Origin of the sequence: Methylomonas koyamae, from assembly GCF_001644025.1 — a bacterium.
GTDB classification, from domain to species: Bacteria; Pseudomonadota; Gammaproteobacteria; order Methylococcales; family Methylomonadaceae; genus Methylomonas; species Methylomonas koyamae_A.
Map to the genome: position 1 here is coordinate 1 of NZ_LUUK01000007.1, position 20,146 is coordinate 20,146.

The 20,146-nt window shown below is 54.1% G+C and carries 23 protein-coding genes and 1 pseudogene; 8 read left to right on the forward strand and 16 right to left on the reverse strand.

What is annotated here, in order from left to right; genetic code table 11:
* The 5 genes from A1355_RS00690 to A1355_RS00710 form a co-directional block, all read right to left on the reverse strand.
* A partial coding sequence (locus tag A1355_RS00690) for an MCP four helix bundle domain-containing protein (protein WP_197471668.1) occupies positions 1 to 1,472 on the reverse strand: 1,472 nt, incomplete at its 3' end.
* A 14-nt stretch (positions 1,473 to 1,486) separates the two neighbouring features.
* Positions 1,487 to 3,658 (reverse strand): chemotaxis protein CheA, encoded by a 2,172-nt coding sequence (locus A1355_RS00695; protein ID WP_064024005.1) that lies wholly within the window; start codon positions 3,656 to 3,658, stop codon positions 1,487 to 1,489.
* Between the two features lie 12 nt (positions 3,659 to 3,670).
* Positions 3,671 to 3,958, reverse strand: coding sequence for an STAS domain-containing protein (locus tag A1355_RS00700; RefSeq protein ID WP_064023982.1), 288 nt, complete (start codon positions 3,956 to 3,958; stop codon positions 3,671 to 3,673).
* A gap of 56 nt (positions 3,959 to 4,014) precedes the next feature.
* The gene (locus A1355_RS00705; RefSeq protein ID WP_064023983.1) at positions 4,015 to 4,383 is read right to left on the reverse strand and encodes a response regulator; all 369 of its coding nucleotides are present in this window, start codon (positions 4,381 to 4,383) and stop codon (positions 4,015 to 4,017) included.
* An 11-nt stretch (positions 4,384 to 4,394) separates the two neighbouring features.
* Positions 4,395 to 5,423 (reverse strand): methyl-accepting chemotaxis protein, encoded by a 1,029-nt coding sequence (locus A1355_RS00710; protein WP_064023984.1) that lies wholly within the window; start codon positions 5,421 to 5,423, stop codon positions 4,395 to 4,397.
* Between the two features lie 327 nt (positions 5,424 to 5,750).
* Between A1355_RS00710 and A1355_RS00715 the strand changes: the two genes are divergently transcribed.
* Positions 5,751 to 6,083, forward strand: coding sequence for an ASCH domain-containing protein (locus tag A1355_RS00715; RefSeq protein ID WP_064023985.1), 333 nt, complete (start codon positions 5,751 to 5,753; stop codon positions 6,081 to 6,083).
* Here the strand turns inward: A1355_RS00715 and A1355_RS00720 are convergent.
* The 5 genes from A1355_RS00720 to nth form a co-directional block, all read right to left on the reverse strand.
* Entirely contained in the window at positions 6,064 to 6,819 is a 756-nt protein-coding gene (locus tag A1355_RS00720) for a DNA-binding domain-containing protein (protein WP_064023986.1), read from the reverse strand. The genes A1355_RS00715 and A1355_RS00720 overlap by 20 nt on opposite strands.
* On the reverse strand, positions 6,819 to 7,670 hold the full coding sequence (locus A1355_RS00725; protein ID WP_064023987.1) for a DUF692 domain-containing protein: 852 nt from the start codon (positions 7,668 to 7,670) through the stop codon (positions 6,819 to 6,821). The genes A1355_RS00720 and A1355_RS00725 overlap by 1 nt, the downstream gene beginning before the upstream one ends.
* 3 nt (positions 7,671 to 7,673) lie before the next feature.
* Positions 7,674 to 8,237 carry a DedA family protein gene (locus A1355_RS00730; RefSeq protein WP_064023988.1) on the reverse strand — a complete coding sequence of 188 codons (564 nt, stop codon included), beginning with the start codon at positions 8,235 to 8,237 and terminating at the stop codon, positions 7,674 to 7,676.
* A 29-nt stretch (positions 8,238 to 8,266) separates the two neighbouring features.
* Positions 8,267 to 8,812: a hypothetical protein gene (locus A1355_RS00735; RefSeq protein ID WP_064024007.1), complete on the reverse strand. Its 546-nt coding sequence runs from the start codon at positions 8,810 to 8,812 to the stop codon at positions 8,267 to 8,269.
* Between the two features lie 105 nt (positions 8,813 to 8,917).
* Positions 8,918 to 9,553 carry an endonuclease III gene (gene nth / locus A1355_RS00740; RefSeq protein ID WP_064023989.1) on the reverse strand — a complete coding sequence of 212 codons (636 nt, stop codon included), beginning with the start codon at positions 9,551 to 9,553 and terminating at the stop codon, positions 8,918 to 8,920.
* A 99-nt stretch (positions 9,554 to 9,652) separates the two neighbouring features.
* Between nth and smbP the strand changes: the two genes are divergently transcribed.
* Positions 9,653 to 9,988 carry a small metal-binding protein SmbP gene (gene smbP / locus A1355_RS00745; protein WP_064023990.1) on the forward strand — a complete coding sequence of 112 codons (336 nt, stop codon included), beginning with the start codon at positions 9,653 to 9,655 and terminating at the stop codon, positions 9,986 to 9,988.
* 88 nt (positions 9,989 to 10,076) lie between these two features.
* On the opposite strand, the gene A1355_RS00750 is transcribed toward smbP, so the two are convergent.
* The 3 genes from A1355_RS00750 to arsC form a co-directional block, all read right to left on the reverse strand.
* On the reverse strand, positions 10,077 to 10,910 hold the full coding sequence (locus A1355_RS00750) for a thymidylate synthase (protein ID WP_064023991.1): 834 nt from the start codon (positions 10,908 to 10,910) through the stop codon (positions 10,077 to 10,079).
* Positions 10,911 to 11,155: 245 nt separating this feature from the next.
* Positions 11,156 to 11,752, reverse strand: coding sequence for an NAD(P)H:quinone oxidoreductase (gene wrbA / locus A1355_RS00755; RefSeq protein WP_064023992.1), 597 nt, complete (start codon positions 11,750 to 11,752; stop codon positions 11,156 to 11,158).
* 10 nt (positions 11,753 to 11,762) lie between these two features.
* Positions 11,763 to 12,110, reverse strand: coding sequence for an arsenate reductase (glutaredoxin) (gene arsC / locus A1355_RS00760; RefSeq protein ID WP_064023993.1), 348 nt, complete (start codon positions 12,108 to 12,110; stop codon positions 11,763 to 11,765).
* A gap of 73 nt (positions 12,111 to 12,183) precedes the next feature.
* Between arsC and hldE the strand changes: the two genes are divergently transcribed.
* The 6 genes from hldE (at position 12,184) to A1355_RS00785 (ending at position 17,391) form a co-directional block, all read left to right on the forward strand.
* Positions 12,184 to 13,614: a bifunctional D-glycero-beta-D-manno-heptose-7-phosphate kinase/D-glycero-beta-D-manno-heptose 1-phosphate adenylyltransferase HldE gene (hldE, locus tag A1355_RS00765; RefSeq protein ID WP_064023994.1), complete on the forward strand. Its 1,431-nt coding sequence runs from the start codon at positions 12,184 to 12,186 to the stop codon at positions 13,612 to 13,614.
* A 3-nt stretch (positions 13,615 to 13,617) separates the two neighbouring features.
* Positions 13,618 to 13,788, forward strand: a complete 171-nt coding sequence (locus tag A1355_RS24890) for a hypothetical protein (RefSeq protein ID WP_157197683.1) — start codon at positions 13,618 to 13,620, stop codon at positions 13,786 to 13,788.
* Positions 13,772 to 15,040 carry a hypothetical protein gene (locus A1355_RS00770; RefSeq protein WP_157197684.1) on the forward strand — a complete coding sequence of 423 codons (1,269 nt, stop codon included), beginning with the start codon at positions 13,772 to 13,774 and terminating at the stop codon, positions 15,038 to 15,040. Before A1355_RS24890 ends, A1355_RS00770 begins: the two co-directional genes overlap by 17 nt.
* Before the next feature lie 119 nt (positions 15,041 to 15,159).
* Entirely contained in the window at positions 15,160 to 16,020 is an 861-nt protein-coding gene (gene ubiA, locus A1355_RS00775) for a 4-hydroxybenzoate octaprenyltransferase (protein ID WP_064023996.1), read from the forward strand.
* Between the two features lie 90 nt (positions 16,021 to 16,110).
* Positions 16,111 to 16,857, forward strand: a complete 747-nt coding sequence (locus A1355_RS00780; RefSeq protein WP_064023997.1) for an MgtC/SapB family protein — start codon at positions 16,111 to 16,113, stop codon at positions 16,855 to 16,857.
* A 72-nt stretch (positions 16,858 to 16,929) separates the two neighbouring features.
* Positions 16,930 to 17,391: a nucleoside deaminase gene (locus tag A1355_RS00785; RefSeq protein ID WP_064023998.1), complete on the forward strand. Its 462-nt coding sequence runs from the start codon at positions 16,930 to 16,932 to the stop codon at positions 17,389 to 17,391.
* On the opposite strand, the gene A1355_RS00790 is transcribed toward A1355_RS00785, so the two are convergent.
* From A1355_RS00790 to A1355_RS25500, 3 genes and pseudogenes are all read right to left on the reverse strand, one after another.
* The gene (locus A1355_RS00790) at positions 17,380 to 18,939 is read right to left on the reverse strand and encodes a SulP family inorganic anion transporter (protein ID WP_064024001.1); all 1,560 of its coding nucleotides are present in this window, start codon (positions 18,937 to 18,939) and stop codon (positions 17,380 to 17,382) included. The two genes, A1355_RS00785 and A1355_RS00790, sit on opposite strands and share 12 nt — an antisense overlap.
* 31 nt (positions 18,940 to 18,970) lie before the next feature.
* Complete coding sequence (gene can / locus A1355_RS00795; protein WP_064024003.1) at positions 18,971 to 19,603, reverse strand: carbonate dehydratase; 633 nt, start codon at positions 19,601 to 19,603, stop codon at positions 18,971 to 18,973.
* Positions 19,604 to 19,778: 175 nt separating this feature from the next.
* A pseudogene (locus A1355_RS25500) lies at positions 19,779 to 20,146 on the reverse strand (NADH-quinone oxidoreductase subunit M); the annotation flags it as partial.

Consider the following 20,146-nt stretch of genomic DNA (forward strand, 5'->3'; position numbering starts at 1 on the left):
TCCAAGCTCGCCGCTTCGGCAACCATATTGCCGATTGCGTCGATACAGTTGTTCAGGTTGTTTTTAATCGTATTGAAGTCGCCGTTGTAACTGTCGGTAATCTTAGCCGGAATGTTGCCTCGGGATATGTTGTCCACATAATCCGCCGCCACGTTCAACGGCCCAATCACCGCATCCAATGTCGCATTGACCCCTTCCACCAATCTCCGGAAATCGCCCTGATGCTTGCTGGCATCTGCGCGAGTTGCCAATCGCCCTTCCACAGCCGCACTTACCAAATGGTCCGCATCTTGAATGACCGCTTTCAAGTTACCACGCACCAATTCGATCGTGTCATTGATAAACGCTTTTTTACCAGGCAATTTCTCCATACTGGCGTCGAAATCTCCCTGCCCGAACTTTGTAAAGACTGCCATCGCTTTCTTTTTGACCGCGATATGGCCGTTAACCATATCGTTGACGCCTTGAGCCATCGCTTTGTAATCACCCTGGAATTTCGTGATATCGACCACCACGTCGATATCGCCTTTTTCATGCTCGCTGCTCATTCGCTCCATTTCGGCCAGCAGCGCTTTGACGTTGTCGCTCATTCGCTTCATAGCGGCCATCACACTGACGTGATCGCCGTCTTGCAACTCGATTCGAGACGAAAAGTCGCCGACGGCCACTTTCGCAGCTAATGCCGCGACAAAATCCGGTTCTCCGCCCATTTGACGCATCAGATTACGGGTAATCAGCCCTCCGATCGCACCGATGATCGTTATCCCCAACAAAGCGATCAGGCTGGAGAGGAGCGCTGCACTTCCACGTATCGCTTCCGCGGATGCGGAGGAATTTTTACCCAAATTGGCGTTGTATTCGCCGTGGCGCCTAAAATTATTTACGGTCCGGTTCATTAAGGCTTGATTGTCAAGAATCAGATTCTTAGCCTCCGATTTTTGGCCGGCACGCGATAACTCGCGCACCCTGTTCCAAAATACTCCGTATTCGGCCAACCCGGCTTTATCTGCATCAAGAAGTTTTTTATCTTCGTCGTCGGCCACCAGCGGTTCGTAATCTTTTATTAATTTATCGATTTTGTTGTCGCTCTCGGCAAAACCTCGCTCCAGTTCATCCATTGCCGCCGGCTCGCTTTGCAGCAAGTGTTGCCAAACGTTAGTGCGCATTTTTGCCAGTTCAAAACTAATGTCGTTCAGAATAAGCACGCTCGGCAAAGTATTCTCCGTGTTGAAATTGGCTGCGGTATAGACACGGCCGATCTGAACATAATTAAATCCAGCTAGCCCCCCCAAACCCAAAACCGCCGCTAAAACCAGAAGCAGCATTCGTTGTTTAATCGTCATCTTTTCAACCCCATGCCCACGGAAACTTTCGTTTTTGCTGTCCGCAGGATAAATATTCGCAAACTTGGGTAATAGAACAAGCGATGCTTTGACGCAAGCATCCTTAAAACCGACCCAACCAACATTCATCCCTGCATTAACTGTTACGCCGCAAACCCGCGCACCATATACTGCTCGAAGGCACCCACCAATACCGGGATATCCAGTATCAATGCCACCTCGCCGCTACCGAGTATTGTGGAACCGCCCAAACCTTGAACGTGGCCGAACAATTTACCCAGTGGTTTAATAACTGTTTGAAATTCGCCCAATAATCGATCGACAACCAGCCCAGTCTTCGCACCGGCCACCTCGACCACCACCACGTTGGCACGCCGCGCCGATTCGCCAGGAACGCCAAATAATTTCTTCAAACGGATGAAAGGCAGGACTTCACCTCGCAAATCCATATAGTCGTGCTCGTCATCGTCATGGCTGAGTTCGACGCACTCTACGACCCGGTCAAGCGGAATCACAAAGGATGCCTTGCCGACGCCAACCAAGAACCCGTCGATAATCGCCAACGTCAGCGGCAAACGGATGCGCACGGTGGTGCCGACGTTCTGCGCGCTATCAACCTCTATCGATCCGCGTAAATCGGTAACATTCCGCTTGACCACATCCATTCCGACTCCACGTCCGGATAGATTGGAGATTTGCTGAGCCGTGGAAAATCCCGGTTCGAAAATCAATGCATAAACCTCCTGATCAGTCAGTTTGGCATCCGGCTGAATTAAACCTTTTTCGATGGCCTTGGCCAGAATCCGCTCCCGATTCAAACCACCACCGTCGTCCTGCACTTCTATGACAATCACGCCCGACTCGTGATAGGCATTGAGCCGCAGGGTGCCTTGGGCCGACTTGCCATTCTCCCGACGGACTTCGGCTGATTCGATACCGTGATCCATCGCATTGCGGACCAAATGCATTAACGGATCGCCGATTTTTTCGACCACCGATTTGTCCACTTCGGTCTCGCCACCGGAAATCGCCAGCGCAATGTCCTTTCCCAGCTCCTTGCTGACATCGCGAACCACGCGCTGAAAACGACTGAAAGTGGTGCCTATCGGCACCATTCGCAGTTGCAAGGCACTGTCCCTGACTTCTTCGACCAAACGCATCATTTCCCCGGTCGCTTCCAGCAATGCGGTCTGTGCGGTCTGAGACGCGCGCAGGTTCACACCCGCGCTGGATATCACCAACTCACCGATTAAATCGATCAGCTTGTCCAAGCGCTCCGCATCGACACGAATACTCTGGTTTTCTCTGGCCTTGTTGTCTTTAATCTGCTTTTGTTTTTCCAGCGCGGCATTCACCAAGGGCTGCTGGACGGATTGTTGCTCGACTAAAATTTCACCGATAGGCTGAGCGGATTTGGTCGGTTCCGTAGTAGCCTGCTGTTGACTTAAACCTTCCTCAAGCTCCCGGCGCGTTAATACGCCACTTTTGACCAGAAGTTCGCCCAAATAGGTATCGTCTTCCGGCAATGCGCGGATCAACTCGATGTATTCACCTATCGCGCTTTCCAGTGGCAAAATGTGAATCAAGCTATCCTCGCGCACGAACTCGAATACATTCTCCAACGCCTCCTTGCCGGCTTCGCTCTTAATGTCGATTTCGAACCCCAAATAATTGGTCTCGGGGTCCATCTGCTCCGCCGGAGGAATCGCTTCGCTGATCGTGGTTAGATTGACCAGGGTTCCCAAGGTGGACAAATAGCGAATGAAAGACAACGGATCCATGCCGTTCCGCAGGCTATCCGAACCGAAGCGCAAGGAAATATGCCAGTTGCCGCTTTCCATAACGCCTCCGCCTCCGATGGTCTCCACACGATCAGGGCCGGCGGCGACCACCTCTTTGGCGAAATCCGGCTGCTCCAGAAACGGGCGCAGTTTGGCCAGTAATTCGTCGCCAGCTACCGTCAAATCGGGGTCTTCGTCGGTATTGCCATCGGCAACTGCTCGAATCAACAGCGCAATCTGATCGCAACACGGCAACAAGATGGCGACCAACTCCGGTGTAACCTCCAAAACGCCGTCCCGCAAGGCATCCAACACACTCTCGACCACGTGAGTGAAACGTACAATGTGGTCCAAACCAAACAAGCCGGACGAGCCTTTTATCGTGTGCGCGGCCCGAAATATCGCGTTGATGCGTTCGGACTGATCTTCACCGTTCTCGATCGTCAGCAGGCAATCTTCCATGTCCTGCAACAATTCCAAACTTTCGATGGTGAACGTCACCAAGGCTTGCTTCATTTCGTCGTCGATACTCATCTGTCCCACCTCTTAGTTTTGTGCCAGGACGACCTGGTCGCCGAATGCGGTCGTCAGATTCGCCAATTCCAAAATATCCAGCACCGCTTTGCTGTGCATGACGAACCTTAACTGTTTCCCGGCCAGACCAGCCTCCCGCTTGGACAAGATCAATAATTGCAGGCCCGCCGTATCCATTTCCGCGACTTGCGAAAGGTTAATTTCCAAGTCATCGCCGGTACTTAGAAAATTGAGCAAATTCCGCTTTTGCTCGGCGGCCGTAAAGATGGTCAATTCATCGTCTATAGTGAGCGTTTGCATTGCGAGTTACCTCCGTTCTAACCGATCGGTCGCCGAGCTCAAAGCCAGCATTCGGATCAGGGCAATATCAATTTGGAAACAGCCGCCAACATTTGCGCCGGTTGAAACGGTTTAACAACCCAAGCTTTCGCACCGGCGGCCTGGCCTTCCTGCTTCTTGGATTCTTGCGACTCGGTGGTCAGCATGATCACCGGTGTAAACTTGTAAGCCGCTAATTGCTTGAGTTCCTTTACGAACGTAATGCCGTCCATATTCGGCATGTTGACGTCGGAAATGATCAAGTGAATCTTTTGGCCGTTCAACTTGCTCAAGCCATCCTTGCCGTCCACGGCCTCAATGACGTCATATCCAGCGCCTTTCAAAGCGATTGCGACTACTTGTCGAACGGAAGCCGAGTCATCAACGATTAAAATAGTTTTTGCCATATGTCGTTACCTTAGAAGAAAGTGATTTCGGAAGCGTGGTGTTCGTTAACCGGGGAGCCGGCGCCGTGATGCACGTGCTCCGACTCCATAGTGTAGCTGCTCGTCAGCGCATGCAAGATTTCGTCGGCCACCAGCGGCTTCAACGACAAGGTGCCGCCGGCATGACTCAATTGAACCTGACGCGGAAAATCGTTGATGCTATCGCGCACATGGACTAACACCTGGCCAATTCTGTCTTGAAACTGAAACTGCACAATCGAGCCATTGATTTCCTGCTTGATCATCTGCGCGGACTGATTCAGATTGACCGCGTTATTCTGCAAATTTTCAAACGCTTGCTGCAAACCAGCTAATACGGTCCTGATGTTTTCGCTGGAGGCCGCGACAACAGCCGCTTCTTTTTCGGTACTTTTTTCGACCGCGCTCAAGGTCCCGTGAATCGCGGTACTGACCTGATCGACCTTGGCGCCGATTAATTTACCGGTCTCGCCGGACTGATTGGACAACTTGCGGACTTCGTCAGCCACCACCGCAAACCCACGCCCCGCTTCTCCGGCTCGCGCGGCTTCTATTGCCGCGTTCAATGCAATTAAGTTGGTCTGTTCCGCAATTCTGGCCACTTCCTTGGCCATATTCTTCAATTCACCGACGAAACCGCTGAGGGAGCGAATTCTTTCCAATACCACGACATTTTCTTGTAGCGCGGCATCAAGCGCTTGAACGACTTGCTGCAAACGCGCGTTACTGGAACCGAATATATCTTGGTCGCCACTCTGCAAGGTCGCCGATGACGCGCTGAGTGCGACATCCAGGTTCCGAATGATGCCGCCGAAGCGCATCGTCAACTCTGAAACGGCCTGCTCCATTTGTTGGCGGGAAGATTCGATATGCGCCGACCAAATCGGCGTAACTTCGGTAGCAAAACGTTCGATCCCGTTGGCGTACTTCTCAACCTCGGTCAATGGCAATACCGGAGCGGGGGGGGGCAGGTTGCGCTGTTCCCGCAATAAACGCCGATAGCCAATCCTAACGCCAATCATTACACCACCAATAAGTACCACCGCCACTAAGACTGCAATCAGATAGATAGGCACTTGCCGGACCTCCACTATTTCGACGGACCCGTTGATACCGCATCTCACCTACGGTTGCGGCGACAACCCTGAAAAAAGTATAGACAGCAATTACCTTGACAACCATGACGGAAAGAATAATTTGTCATGGCTATCGCATTGCCAACAGTAATTTTGTGGCGAAATGGGGATATTTGAAATATTGCGCGACAAGACCCCGCTATTTTTTATAGCTGTGAAACAATAACCAGATTAACTAGAATCCTTACACCTTAATCCAACAAACCTTACGTTATGAATGCTTTGCCAGAAAAAACCTGTTCGATCGATAAACTGATCCGTCACCCAAAATTGATTGCCTCCGCACTGGCCGGACATAAAACCCAGCAACGCCGAGACGGCCTATATGCCTATCCCGGAGAGAGATTTTTTTTGGAAGGGATCGAGTTCGAGATTATCGGCGTGGATCGCCAACGCCTCGGAGACATGACCGATGCCGACGCTGACGCCGAAGGCTATCCGGATTTAGCAAGCTACAAGACAGTGATTTTAAGCATGCATGCCGGCATGCAATGGAACGAGGACGGCTTGGTTTGGGTTCACCGCTTCAGCCGGCGCCTGGAATAACGATGCCTTTCTCGGCGAGTTCGGTCAACATCCTCGCGCCAAACTCCAAAACCGAGGTGCGATCGAGCTGCGGGAACTCTTCACCGAGTTTATCCAGGCAGGCTCGCCCCGGCATTGCGCCGCATTCGTCCAAGATTTGCAAGGCTCGAATTGTTAACGGCGTGGTTTTCAGAAAATGCACGTCGTCATCGATATCGCGGTAAACAATCAAACATGTCGGCTGATCGCCCGGCATTTCCGGTAGAAACGCCGGAGAAATAGCTTGTACTGGAAATTGGTAAAGCAAGGGCCAAGCCAGCGGCGACAGCCGGACGACGCGATTCAGCGAATCGGTTATAAAGTCGGCATCCCCAATCGTGGCTTGCTCTTGGGCGATCGACAACGCCATTTCCACCCATTCGTAATGAGCTAACTCCAGTAGGAAAGGGTAATCCGCCGGGTTATCCCGTTGGTTTTGCAGATAATCGAGAAACTCTTCGGCGATTTGCGAAAAGTATGGCGTTCGGCACGGGTGACGGGCATAAAAATCCTCGGCCATCTCCCGCCATTGCTGGTCGGTCAGCACGGTTTTCAAAACCGGGAAGTTGCTTGCTAAGAAGCTGTCAATATTGTTGAAGAACAATTCGCGGTACATCGCCATCCTGCCCGAATCGACGTCAGCCGGCGGCCGGTTGGCTAGTGGCGCGCGAATATAGCCGGCAAACTCGCGTTGTGTGGTCGAAAAGTCGACCACCATCAGGCAACCTGCTTACGGCTATCCATCAACCAATGCTGTTGGATTTGGCTGATCGTATCAACTTCCCCCAACAATTCGGTCAACGGCGGCAGATTGAAATCGCGTTCTAGCAGGGTCGGAAATACGCCGAACCAGTCATAGGCCTTATTCAGCAATCCCCAAACCGGGTCTACCACGGGGGCGCCGTGCGTATCGACTAGAAAATCCTCGGCTTCGACGTAGTGCCCGGCGATGTGAGCATACGCAATCCGTTCCGCCGGCATCGCCCGCAAGAATGCCTCGGGATCGTAGCCGTGGTTAACGCTGTTGACGTAGATATTGTTGATGTCGATCAACACGTCGCAATCGGCCTCGGCGACCACGGCGTTAAAGAAGTCGATCTCGGCCATTTCCTGGCCCGGCGCGGCGTAGTAGGAAATATTTTCGATGGCGATGCGCTGCTCCAGAATATCCTGAACCCGGCGAATCCGCCCCGCGACATGCCTGACCGCAGCTTCGGTGAACGGTATCGGCATCAAATCGTATAAGTGCCCGCCATCGCTACAATAACTCAGATGCTCGCTGTAAAATTTGATGCCGTGCAGACGCAAAAACCCTTTCAAATCGCGAACAAATTGCTCGTCCAAGGGATCGCTGCTACCGATCGACAGCGATAAACCGTGACAAACAAAAGGGTAGCGCTCGGTCAGCGCTCGAAATTGCTTGCCATATTTGCCGCCGATCGGCATCCAGTTTTCCGGCGCGACCTCATAAAAACCGACATTGGTCGGCGGTGCATTCAGGATTTCACCAATAAAGCCGCGCCGCAATCCCAGGCCGGCGCCATGCACGAGATTGCGAACGCTGTCCATACCTTATTCTTCCGGCTTGTGCGTGGATCGCCAAAACAACACCAATCCAATCGCCACGAGCACGCCCAGAATATACATTTCGTATTTTTTGACTTGGCCCATGATGGATTCGGCAAACTGACCAAAGGTGTAACCTAAATATCCAACCGCTATCGCCCAAATCGCCGCGCCAAGAAAATTCAGCGCGAAGAACTTCAACGGATGGATCTTGCTGGCCCCGATCACAAACGGCGTGACGTTACGCACGCCGTATAAAAACCGGAAACCCAATATGACCGGTATCTGATGCTTGTGCAGCAACTCAAACACTTTGTCGGTCTTGCTGTGCCAGAGCGGCCGCTTCTCCAGAAAGGCGATACCTTTCCAGCGCCCCAGATAGAAAAAAGTCTGGTCCCCGGCAAACGTGCCGAGAAAAGCCGTCAGCATCACCCATTGCAACTCCAAATAACCACCGTGGGCCAGAAAGCCGGCTATCACGAGAATGGTTTCCCCTTCCAAATACGTACCGATGAATAGCGCGAGATAACCGTAGTCGATAACGAGCTGCTGTAAATCCTGAAAATCCATAATGAGGGTCTATACGGTCATACCAAGAATTAATGGCCGGCCGCTTTATCGGCGTCCACTTTGCCGCCGCAACTACCTTCGCCACCCTTCATCATCGCTCCACAGGAACCGTCTCCACCTTTACCACCTTGCATCATCGCTCCGCAACTGCCTTCGGACGACTTTTTATCCTTATCATTGTCATGATTCATGCCGCCCATCATCATGCCGCACGCGCCATCCTTGCCTTTCATCATCGCTCCGCAGGAATGTTCCATGCCGGGTTTCATTTTGCCGCCCTGCATCATTCCACCACACATACCCTCGCCGCAGGAGCCCTCGGTTTTTTTAGATTCGGCTTTTTTGGCGCCTTTTACGACTTTTTGACCGTTGCTATCCATCGCATTCGAACCGCAAGCACCTTCGCTGATTCTGCCGTTGGAATGGCTAGGATGAGTTTCGGCCAACTGCATGTAACCGCCGTCCATTTCCGTCAGCGAAAAGGGATTGGCATCGGCTTGGACATTGACGGCCAAACTGGACAAAACGGCGGTACCCATCGCTGCGACCAGCGGAGATTTGTTAAATTTTTTCATGCTGTTATCCTCTCGTTGAATTTTTATAATAATTTTGGTCGGCAACCCGAAACCGTTGCTACGACCGATGTACAACCGTATTCGTTCATTCTGATTATTGCATACTCAGGTTAAATTCTTGTCTTTAAATTCGCACAGGTCGGCGATGCAACAAGCCTCGCAACGCGGTTTTCTGGCCACGCAAATATAACGGCCATGCAAGATCAGTAAATGGTGGGCATCTTTCTTGAAAAGCTTGGGTACGGTCTTGTCCAATTGCTTCTCCACCGTCAATACATTTCTGCCCGCCGCCAAGCCGGTCCGATTAGCAACCCGGAAGATATGGGTATCCACCGCGATCGTCGGTTCACCGAAGGCAGTGTTCAAAATCACGTTCGCGGTTTTGCGGCCAACGCCGGCCAAGGCTTCCAGCGCCGCCCGGTCGCGAGGCACCTCGCCGCCGTGCTTTTCGATCAAAGTCTGACAAAGTTTTATGACATTTGCCGCCTTGCTGTTGAATAAGCCTATGGTCTTGATGTGTTCCTTCAGCCCCACTTCGCCTAACGCCAGAATCGCTTGCGGCGTATTCGCGACCGGAAATAATTTCGCGGTAGCCTTGTTGACGCCTTTGTCGGTGGCCTGAGCCGATAGCACCACCGCCACCAACAATTCGAACGGCGTCGTGTAGTTTAACTCGGTAGTGGGCTCGGGGATGGCTTCGGCCAATCGCTGAAAGATCGCCAGACGCTTGGAAGTATTCATGACAGTTGAAGATCGGTTTAAATATGAACCATTCGGTAACCTAGAGAGTCACTGCTAGGCATCCAGTTCGGATGCATTGGAACTACTTTCGGGGGATTTATGAATAAAATAATCACGTTAGCCATCAGCACCCTATTGTTCGCCGCGACCGGCGCCTTCGCCGAAGAGCATGCCGCGACAGCTTTAGAACACGCCAACCAAGCAGTGGTCCACGGTAAGGCCGGCCACGCGTCCGTCTTGGTCGAACATGCCGAAGCCGCGCTACCTCACGCCAAAAAAGGCGAAGAAGTCGCCAAGGGTGAGGCCAAAACCCACTTAAGCGCCGGCGTCAAGTCGCTGGAAAGCGCCATCGAACACGGCAAACTAGGCCACACCGATATGGCAACCAAAGCCGCCGAGGAAGCGGTCGAACACATCAAGGCCGGCAACAAATAAGCGTCAACCCAGCAAAACCAGAGCGGAAATGTCCGCCGTTTAAAACCTCGCCAAACGGCCCCGGCCTAATGCGGCCGGGGCTACTCGACTAAACCGAAACGGTTCCCGCGATATGCGAGTGCGCCCGGTAATCGACCAGCTCGAAGTCCTCGAACGCGTAATCGAAAATTGACGCTGGCCGGCGTTTAAACTTGAGCAGGGGTGGCGGCAGCGGCTCGCGGCTAAGTTGCAACGCGACCTGTTCGAAATGATTGCGATAAATATGCACGTCGCCGAAGGACATAATCAATTCGCCAAGCTGCAAATCGCACTGCTGGGCCAGCATCCCGGTCAATAACGCCACGCTGGCCTGATTGTACGGCACGCCCAAAAAGCAATCGGCGCTACGTTGCGTCATCATGCATGACAATCGGCCGTTAGCGACATAAAACTGATACAGCACATGGCAGGGCGGCAAGGCCATTCGGCCGGCGGCGGCATTCTCGCGCGGACCGACCGACTCGTCCGGCAAGCACGCCACATTCCAGCCGCTGACAATGTGCCGGCGCGAATCCGGTTTTTGCCGCAAACCATCGACCAACACCTGGATTTGATCGAATTCGCGACCATCCGGTCCGGGCCAGCGCCGCCATTGGGCGCCGTAAACCGGCCCAAGCTCGCCCTCGGCGGTCGCCCATTCGTCCCAAATCGTTACGCCGTGCTCGCGCAAGTAGTGGATATTGGTATCCCCGCGCAAAAACCACAGCAATTCGTAAGCGATCGATTTGAAATGCAGTTTCTTGGTGGTCAGCAACGGAAATCCATCGCTGAGATCGTAACGGATCTGCCGACCGAATACCGAGCGGGTGCCGGTGCCGGTGCGGTCACTTTTGTCGAGGCCGTTATCCATGATATCGGCGAGCAGTTCCAGATAGGCTTTCATAGTCGGTTAACGCAAAATTGCCGGGCAGTATACCTGACGACCGGTAATCCGCGAGCGGCAACCTTTAATTCAACTTTGTAAGATTTCAGGCTCCCACTTACCGGAGGCTATCGTTCCGGTATGGATTACCGGACCCGTTAGAGCGCGGAGCGAATCTAGCCGCCATGGATGATTCGAAGCTCGCCATCCATGGCACTGGATACCTGCGCTTCCCGGCGGGTATGACGGAATCTGACAAAGTAGAATTAAGCGTTTAGGCTTTTAACCGCCACCGCCGTCTTTGCCAAGCGCTCGCCCAACACCCAGCACAAACGCTTTTCGTGCTCGGTCAAACCGTTGTCGCTCTCGGCGCAGCGGCTCGGCCCGTAAGGCGTGCCGCCGCTGACGGTTTCGCGCAGGGCGATTTCGTTGCAAGGCATGCTCATGACCAGCATGCCGTGGTGCATCAACGGCAACATCATCGACAGTAATGTACTTTCCTGACCGCCGTGCATGCTGCCTGCCGATGTAAACACCCCGGCCGGTTTCCCCGACAACGCACCGGTAAACCAAAGCGCCGTGGTACCGTCCCAAAAATACTTGAGCGCCGCCGCCATATTGCCGAAATGGGTCGGACTGCCCAGCGCCAAGCCATCGCAGCTCTCCAAGTCTTGCTGGGTCGCGTAGGGTGCGCCGCTATCGGGAATACTGTCGGCCACTTTCTCGCACACCGCCGAAACTTCCGGCACTGTCCGCAACACAGCTTCCGCGCCGGCCACCGACTCGATGCCGCGGGCAATCTGCCGGGCCATCGCCGCGGTACCGCCGTCGCGGCTGTAATACAAAACCAGGATATTCGCCATCGCGCCGCCGCTACAAAATTGCCAATACGGCTTCCGGCGGCCGACCGATGGCAGCCTTACCGTCTTTCAAAACGATAGGCCGCTCGATCAATTTCGGAATGCGGACCATCGCCTCGATTAAGGCTTCGTCGCTTAACGACGGGTCGCCCAGACCGTTATCTTTATATTCCGGCTCCTTGGTCCGCATCAAATCGCGCGGCTTGATGCCTAGTTTGCCGAGAATATCTCGCAATTCGGCGACCGTCGGCGGCGTCTTCAAATATTCGACGACAGCTGGCGCAATCCCTTTGGATTCCAACAATTTCAAGGTATCGCGGGACTTGCCGCAACGCGGGTTATGGTAAATCTTGACGCTCATGCTTGGCACCTTTCCGAGATCGGGTTGCGGCTATAATAGCACCCTTCGTTTTCCCGTTAAGCCACGGATCACCATGCAATTACCCAATTATTCCGCCGCCCGCGTCCTGGTGACCGGCGACCTGATGCTGGACCGTTACTGGCATGGAGCCACTTCGCGTATCTCTCCGGAAGCCCCGGTGCCAGTGGTCCACGTTAATCTCGACGAACAGCGGGCCGGCGGCGCCGGCAACGTCGCGTTAAACGTCGCCGCGCTGGGTGCCAAAGTCTCGTTGCTGGGATTTACCGGCGAGGACGAAGCCGCCGGCGCCTTAAAGCAATTGCTGCAAGCCGCCAACGTGCTGTGCCTGTTTCAAACCGTGCCCGGCTCTCCGACCATTACCAAACTGCGGGTGATGAGCCGTCATCAGCAATTGATCAGGCTGGACTTCGAAGACGGCTTTCATGCCGTCGACAGCGACCCATTACTCCATCTTTATCACGCCGAATTGATGCAATCGCAGGTCGCGGTGCTGTCCGACTACGGCAAGGGTACGCTAAACCGGGTTCAACAATTCATCGCGTTAGCCAGACAACTGAAAAAACCGGTCTTGGTCGATCCGAAGGGCAACGACTTCTCGATCTACCGGGATGCGACGTTGATTACCCCCAACCTCGGCGAATTCGAAGCCGTGGTCGGCCGCTGCGCCGACGAAGCCCAAATCGTCGAGCGCGGCCTCAATCTGATTACCGACCTAGGCCTGGATGCCCTGCTGGTTACCCGCGGCGAGCACGGCATGAGCTTGCTCGGCAAGAACGAAGCGCCGCTGCACCTGCCCACCCACGCCCGCGAGGTGTTCGATGTCACCGGCGCCGGCGATACCGTCATCTCGGTATTGGCCGCCAGCCTGGCCGCCAAAAAACCGTTGGCCGAGGCCACGCAACTGGCCAATATCGGGGCCGGTATCGTGGTCGGCAAACTAGGAACCGCCACCGTCAACACCGTGGAGCTCGCCGACGCACTGCATGGCCCGCGCGCCCATCGCAAAGGCGTTTTGAGCTTACCGGAGCTGTTGGAGGAACGGTCGGCAGCGCGGCAAAACGGCGAAAAAATCGTCGCCACCAACGGCTGCTTCGACATCCTCCATCCCGGCCACGTCCGCTACCTGCAACAAGCCAAAACCCTCGGCGACCGTTTGGTGGTATTGGTCAACAGCGACGCCTCGGTGCAACGCCTGAAAGGTCCCGAGCGTCCGGTCAACGGCCTGGAACACCGGATGGAAATGCTGGCCGCGCTGGACTGCGTGGATTGGGTGGTGCCGTTCGAGGAAGACACGCCTAAAGAAGTCATTGACCAATTATTGCCGGACATCCTGGTCAAGGGCGGCGACTACACCGACATCACCAGCATCGCCGGCCACGAAAGCGTATTGGCCAACGGCGGCGAAGTGAAGATTTTGTCGTTTATCGAAGGGCATTCTACGACGGGGATTATTCAGACGATTAAGGATAAAACGGGTAGCTAGGCCATGTTTGATGCTGAAGAAATGTCGATATTAAAAGCTTTAGAAAATGGCCAACTGCTACGTAGCGTCGATGCGGATGAAGAAATTGCGTTGGTCACACAAGCCGCTAACGAATACTTGTCAAAATCTAAAAACGACACAATTCGTCTGAGTTTGGATGATGATTGCAACTGAAATACAAATTTTGGAAATCCCAGAAATTTATAAACGATTCGCTGAGGTAATAGGGGATAACCATTGGAAAAATCGAATTGCATTACTAAAGCAAAATATAAAGGGAAATATATTTCTTGTTGATTACATTCAAAGCGAAAATTCGATCGCCTTCCAACTTGAACGCTTACGTGAGCTAACTGCAAAATTCGGCACTGTTCCATCTTGGGAACTTAATAACCAAGCCATCTACCCTGCTGCAAGCTTTGCTTCTCAAGTACTAGCCATCATGGATGTGTCACCCAAGCAATTTGGTGAACAGCTTAAACGGCGAATTCACGGTGCATTGAAAAATCCGGACGATATGCGAGCATTACTATTGGAACTTAGTGCGGCGACACACTTTGCCCAACGTGGATTGAAGATTAGTTGGCCAGAGTTAACAGGGATTGGCTCATTTGATCTTTTCATTGAGGAACTTGGGCCAAATGGCCTAGAGGTGGAGTGCAAATCGATTTCGACTAACAAAGGGCGGAAAATTCATAGGCAAGAAGTATTAGATTTCTATGGGTTGTTGTGCCCTCATCTTCAAACAACAAGGAAAGAACTTCAAACTGGTCTTTCAGTTGTTCTAACCGTACCTGACAGATTTCCCAAGGCATACAACTCTCGTACAGAATTGGCAAAGCAAGTTAGCAAACAAATTAGTTGCAGACAAAACACAACTCTGTCAGATGGTTCGAGCCTCAAAATAACCGATTTTGATATTCGACAGCTAGGTTCTTTTCCGAGCACATCAAACCCTAAAGAGGCTCGTACAGTAATTGATGAAATATCCGATACTCGTAACCGAGAAACAATGGTCATTGGGACAAAGGCTGGTGGTGCGTTAGCATTTACAGTCCAAAGCGCCAAAGACGACACACTCACAAAGGCTATTTTTGACACGTTGGGTGATTCAGCGAAAAAGCAATTATCTGGCAGTCGTAGTAGTCTGTTTTGGGTTGAGTTATTTGGGGTAGACACCGAGCAACTCATCTCAATTGCATCGCAGGATAAAGACTCATCACAGCCACCAACGGCCTTGCGATTAGGTGTCAGCGATTTTCTTTCCAGCCCAAATCGAAACGCTGTAATTGGTGTCAGTTTTGTTAGCAGAAGTAATCTTTTCCGCGAGCAGAATGGTTTTATTGATTCGGGAGGCAGTGTTTACTTTTTTCCGAATCGGGCAAGTCCGCTTTGGTCAGATGATTTCAGTGGATTGTTTTCTTAATCACTCGAGACTTAGTGGGAACTTTATTTGTACTTGGGCATGAGAAATAGGTATACCAAATCGGTATAAACTCAGGTACCTAACTGCAGTTTTAAACCCTAGCAGACTTAAATATCAGAATGAACTTAACCGACCGCCTCCACCAATACTGGCTCCTGGCCCGTTTCGATAAACCCATCGGCATTTTCATTTTGCTGTGGCCGACGCTGTGGGCCTTGTGGATAGCCGGCGACGGCAAGCCGGATTTATTGGTGCTGGTCGTGTTTACGCTGGGCGTGGTGCTGATGCGTGCCGCCGGCTGCGTGATCAACGATTACGCCGACAAGGATTTCGATCCGCATGTCGACCGGACCAAGCTGCGGCCGATTGCGGCCGGTAAGGTTAGCCCTAAGGAAGCGCTGATCGTGTTCGCGGTATTGTGCCTGACCGCTTTCGGCTTGGTGTTGCTGATGAACTGGTACACCATCGGCTTGTCCTTCATCGGCGCGTTTTTGACGGCCAGCTATCCGTTCATGAAACGCTACACGCATTTGCCGCAGGCTTATCTGGGCGCGGCGTTCGGCTTCGCGGTACCGATGGCGTTCGCGGCGCAAACCAACGACATCCCACTGCACGGCTGGGTGTTGTATTTGGCGGTGCTGCTGTGGGCCTTGGTCTACGACACGATGTACGCGATGGTCGATATCGACGACGATTTGAAAATCGGCGTTAAATCCACCGCGATTCTGTTCGGCAAGCGGGTCCGGGAAATCACCGCCGCGCTACAAATCGTCATCCTGAGTCTGTTAGTCTGGATCGGCGGCGAGCAACATCTGGCCTGGCCATATTACGGCGGCCTCGCGGTGGCTGCCGGTCTAGCGATCTATCAGCAAAAGTTGATTTTTTATTTTCACAAGCCGGACTGCTTCAAGGCGTTTTTGAACAATAATTGGTTTGGGCTGGCGGTATTTACCGGCTTGGTTTTGGCCTATCTGGTGTGAGTGTGGCGAAGCCGCGGCTATCTCGGCTTCGACTCCGCTCAGTCAACGGTTAATTTTTAACGCTCAGCCTTCCGCTACTCCGGAAATCCAATGAACCCGATCTCGCCCGACATCCTGCTTTCGTATTGGTCCACGCCGCAAATCGAAGTCAACGTCGTGATTCTGATGAACATCGTCGGCGCGCTGTTGCTGGGCATGGTGGTCGGGTACGAGCGTTCGTTCCACGGCCGCGCCGCCGGCATGCGTACCTACGGCCTGGTGTGCATGGCATCGGCGGCCTTGACCATCATCGTCGGCTATCCGCATTACTGGTTCGGCGGCTTGCAACCGCTGACGCCGGCCGCCGATCCGACTCGGGTGATACAAGGCATCGTCACCGGCATCGGCTTTCTGGGCGCCGGCGTGATTATGAAGGAAGGCTTGAACATCAGCGGCCTGACCACGGCGGCATCGATTTGGGCCTCGTCGGCCATCGGCATCCTGTGCGGGTCCGGCTTTTATTTTGCCGCCATCGTTCTGACGCTGATCGCCTCGGTGACGATGATCTGGGGCGGGCATATCGAAAATATCCTGCCCTCCCGGCATTCCGCGTCGGTGCAACTGACATTCCGTCCCGGCCAGATTCCCAGCGAGCAACAGGTTCGGGAGCTTGCCGCCGGTCTGGGTTACCGAATCGCCGACGGTGCCACTGCCATCGTTCACGACGGCGAGCACGCCGAATGGCATTTGGTGTTTATCGCAACCTCCGAGCGGCCGGTGTCGATTCCGGCGCTGTCGGCCGGCCTACAAGCCAGCTCGCTGGTCGCGGGTCACAAAGTGGCGTTTGCCCGCAACTGAGCCGCGAGCGCAACGGGTCTTCTTCGACTAGACTTGCCGACTCCGTCACTTCAACTCGCCGTGGAGCCGCCGATGAATTACGCAAAGTTACTGGCCGTTGCTATGAATGAAGCCAGAATCGGATTCGAGGAAGGCGGCGTGCCGGTCGGCGCCGCGTTGTTTGCCGCCGACGGCCGCCTACTCGGCAGCGGCCGCAATCGGCGAGTGCAGGACGGCGATCCGTCGCTACACGGCGAAACCGACGCCTTTCGCAAGGCCGGCCGCCAGACCGATTACCGCGACAAAATCCTGGTTACGACCCTGGCGCCGTGTTGGTATTGTTCGGGCCTAATCCGCCAATTCAACATCGGCACCGTCGTGATCGGCGAATCGGCCAACTTCGCCGGCCACCCGGATTGGCTGCGCGAGGCCGGCGTCAAACTCGTCGAACTAAACGACCCTGAATGCATTGCGCTGATGCGTCGGTTTATCGAACGGTCGCCGACGATCTGGTACGAAGACATCGGCGTGCCGCCCGCCCCTTCAATGCCCTGAGCCGGGTGCGACATTGTCCACGTTAAACCCCTGCAACTCTACCATGACGTTGCGATCCGGCGCGGCCTGTAGGAAATCGGCAATCGCCTCTTGAATATCTTGATCGATGAACAAGGCCTTGGTACCGTCGATCAGTAAATCGCTGTCGTCCGGTATGCTGCTTAAGTGCCGACGCAACAGCGCTTTATTCAAAAACGAGACGTCCTTGTGCATCCGCAACAAATAGTTCTGGCCGTGTTGTGTCAACGTAATCGCTTCGTGGAAATTGGCGCGCAACACGAAGAATATACCGGCCGCCATGCCGATCGCGATGCCTTGCAGCAAATCGGTCAACAAGATCGCCGCGACAGTGATGACGAAGGGTAAAAACTGATTCCAGCCCTTCCGATAGAATTCGATGAACAAATGCGGCTTCGCCAACTTAAAGCCGGTTTGCAGTAAGATCGCCGCCAAGCAAGCCAGCGGAATTTTGTTCAAATACTCGGCGAAAAACAACACGCTGACCAACAACAACACGCCGTGCAAAAAGCAGGATATCCGGGTTTGGCCGCCGGCGTTGATGTTGGCGGAACTGCGCACGATGACCGCGGTAAGCGGCAAGCCGCCGACCAGCCCGCTCAGCAAGTTGCCTAAGCCTTGTGCCTTCAACTCCCGGTTGGTCGGCGCAACGCGTTTATGCGGGTCCAGCTTGTCGACCGCCTCGAGGCTCAGCAAGGTTTCCAGGCTGGCGATGATCGCCAATGTGACCGCCACGCTGTAAACCTTGGGGTTGCTGACGGAACTCCAATCCGGAAAACGCAATTGGCCGACGAAATTGGCCAAACTGCCGAGATCCGGCAACGCGACCAAGTGGCGCTCGCTGATCGCCCAAGCCGGCGCATTCTCGACCGCCCACAGATTGAACAACACGCCCCAGACCACGGCCAACAACGGCCCAGGCACCAAGCGCAGCCAGTTTATCCGCCTGATTGCCGGCGCATCCCAAATCACCAGGATGATCAAGGCCACCCCGCTGACCAGCGTGGCACCCAACGAAATGCCTTCCAAGGCTTCCAACAGTTCGAAGAAACTGGATTCGGCGGTTTCCTGCATGTAACTCTCGTCGCCGTCGAAACTGGCGTCGTAGCCGGTGGCGTGCGGCGTTTGCTTGATAATCAGGATCAGGCCGATCGCCGCCAGCATGCCTTTAATCACGGCCGCCGGGAAAAACGCGCCGATCAAACCCGCTTGCAGAAAACCCAGCAGCATCTGCAAGCCTCCCGCCAGCACCAGGCTGAACAAGAAGCCGTTGAAGCTCCCCAGCGCTTCGATCGCGTTGAACACGATCACGGTCAGGCCGGCGGCCGGGCCGGAGACGCTGAGTTGCGACCCGCTGGCCCAGGCGACGACCAACCCGCCGATGACGCCGGCAATCACGCCGGAAAACAGCGGCGCGCCGGACGCCAGCGCGATCCCCAGACATAGCGGCAGGGCAACCAGAAACACCACGATACTGGCCGGTACGTCCTGGCCGAGATTTTTAAGATAGTAATCCATTTGCGATTTCATGCGCGTCTCTCTCGTTATGGGCGGTGGTGACTCAATCGGCGTAACGGTAAATCGGATTGATTTGGGTGTTGTGGTCGAGCTTGATCAATTCGCTGATCAAACCGTCGTGCAAACCGTAAACCCAGCCGTGCAGCGACGGCTTATGGCCGTGTTTCCAGGCCGACTGAATAATCGAGGTATGGGCGAGCCGGTAAACCTGCTCGACGATGTTCAATTCGATCAAGCGATCCAGTTTTTTGTCCGGCGCGGTGAAATCCAGTTCCTCCTGGTGCAGCCGGTAGACGTCCTTGATGTGCATCAGCCATTTGTTGGCGATGACCAATCCGGCGCTTTGCGGTTGCAAGGCCGCCTTGACACCGCCGCAACCGTAATGGCCGCAGACGATGATGTGCTTGACCTTCAGCACGTCCACCGCGTATTGCAACACGCTCAGGCAATTGAAGTCGGTGGTGATGACCTGGTTGGCGATATTGCGATGGACGAAGATTTCGCCGGGCTGGGCGTTGACGATGGTATCGGCCGGTACCCGGCTGTCGGCGCAGCCTATCCACAAAAATTCGGGTTTTTGCTCCTTGGCCAGATTCTTGAAAAACTCCGGGTTCTTCGAAGAAACCTCCTGCGACCAGGCCTTGTTTTCCAACAGTAACTTCGCGGGTGTATGCATAAAACTCTTCCTTATCAGTGTCGGGTGGGAGATAGATGTTCGACCGGCGGTTTTGTTCAGTCGGTCACCCGACACGGCGGAAAACCCTCGGCATTTAATATCGAATCAAAACTATATTCCAAGCTCTTCGCTTAATCAACCCTCACCCGCCTTTTTGTTCAAACGCGAAATCGGCTTAAATCGACCGGTCCGCCGCCGGCGCCTGAAAACCCGTGACGGGCGCGAGCCTTAGCGCCGGCGGATTCACCCGCGACAGCCATGCCGTCAGCGTGGCCTCCTGGCGGGACAGCAGCCATTGCGGCGACAAACCGAGCGCCAGCACCAACAAGGCCGGGACGATCAACGCCGCCAACTCCCTGCCGCGTAAATCCCGCAATCCGGCCAATTCCGGCGCTTTTAGCGGCCCGAAAAAGCCCTTACGGATGAAGTCCAGGGTATAGGCCGCGCCGAGCACGGCTCCCAGCAAGGCCACCAAGGCCAATACCGGATAGGCTTGCAGAATCCCAAAAATCATCAGCAATTCGGCCGGAAAGCCGTTGCCGC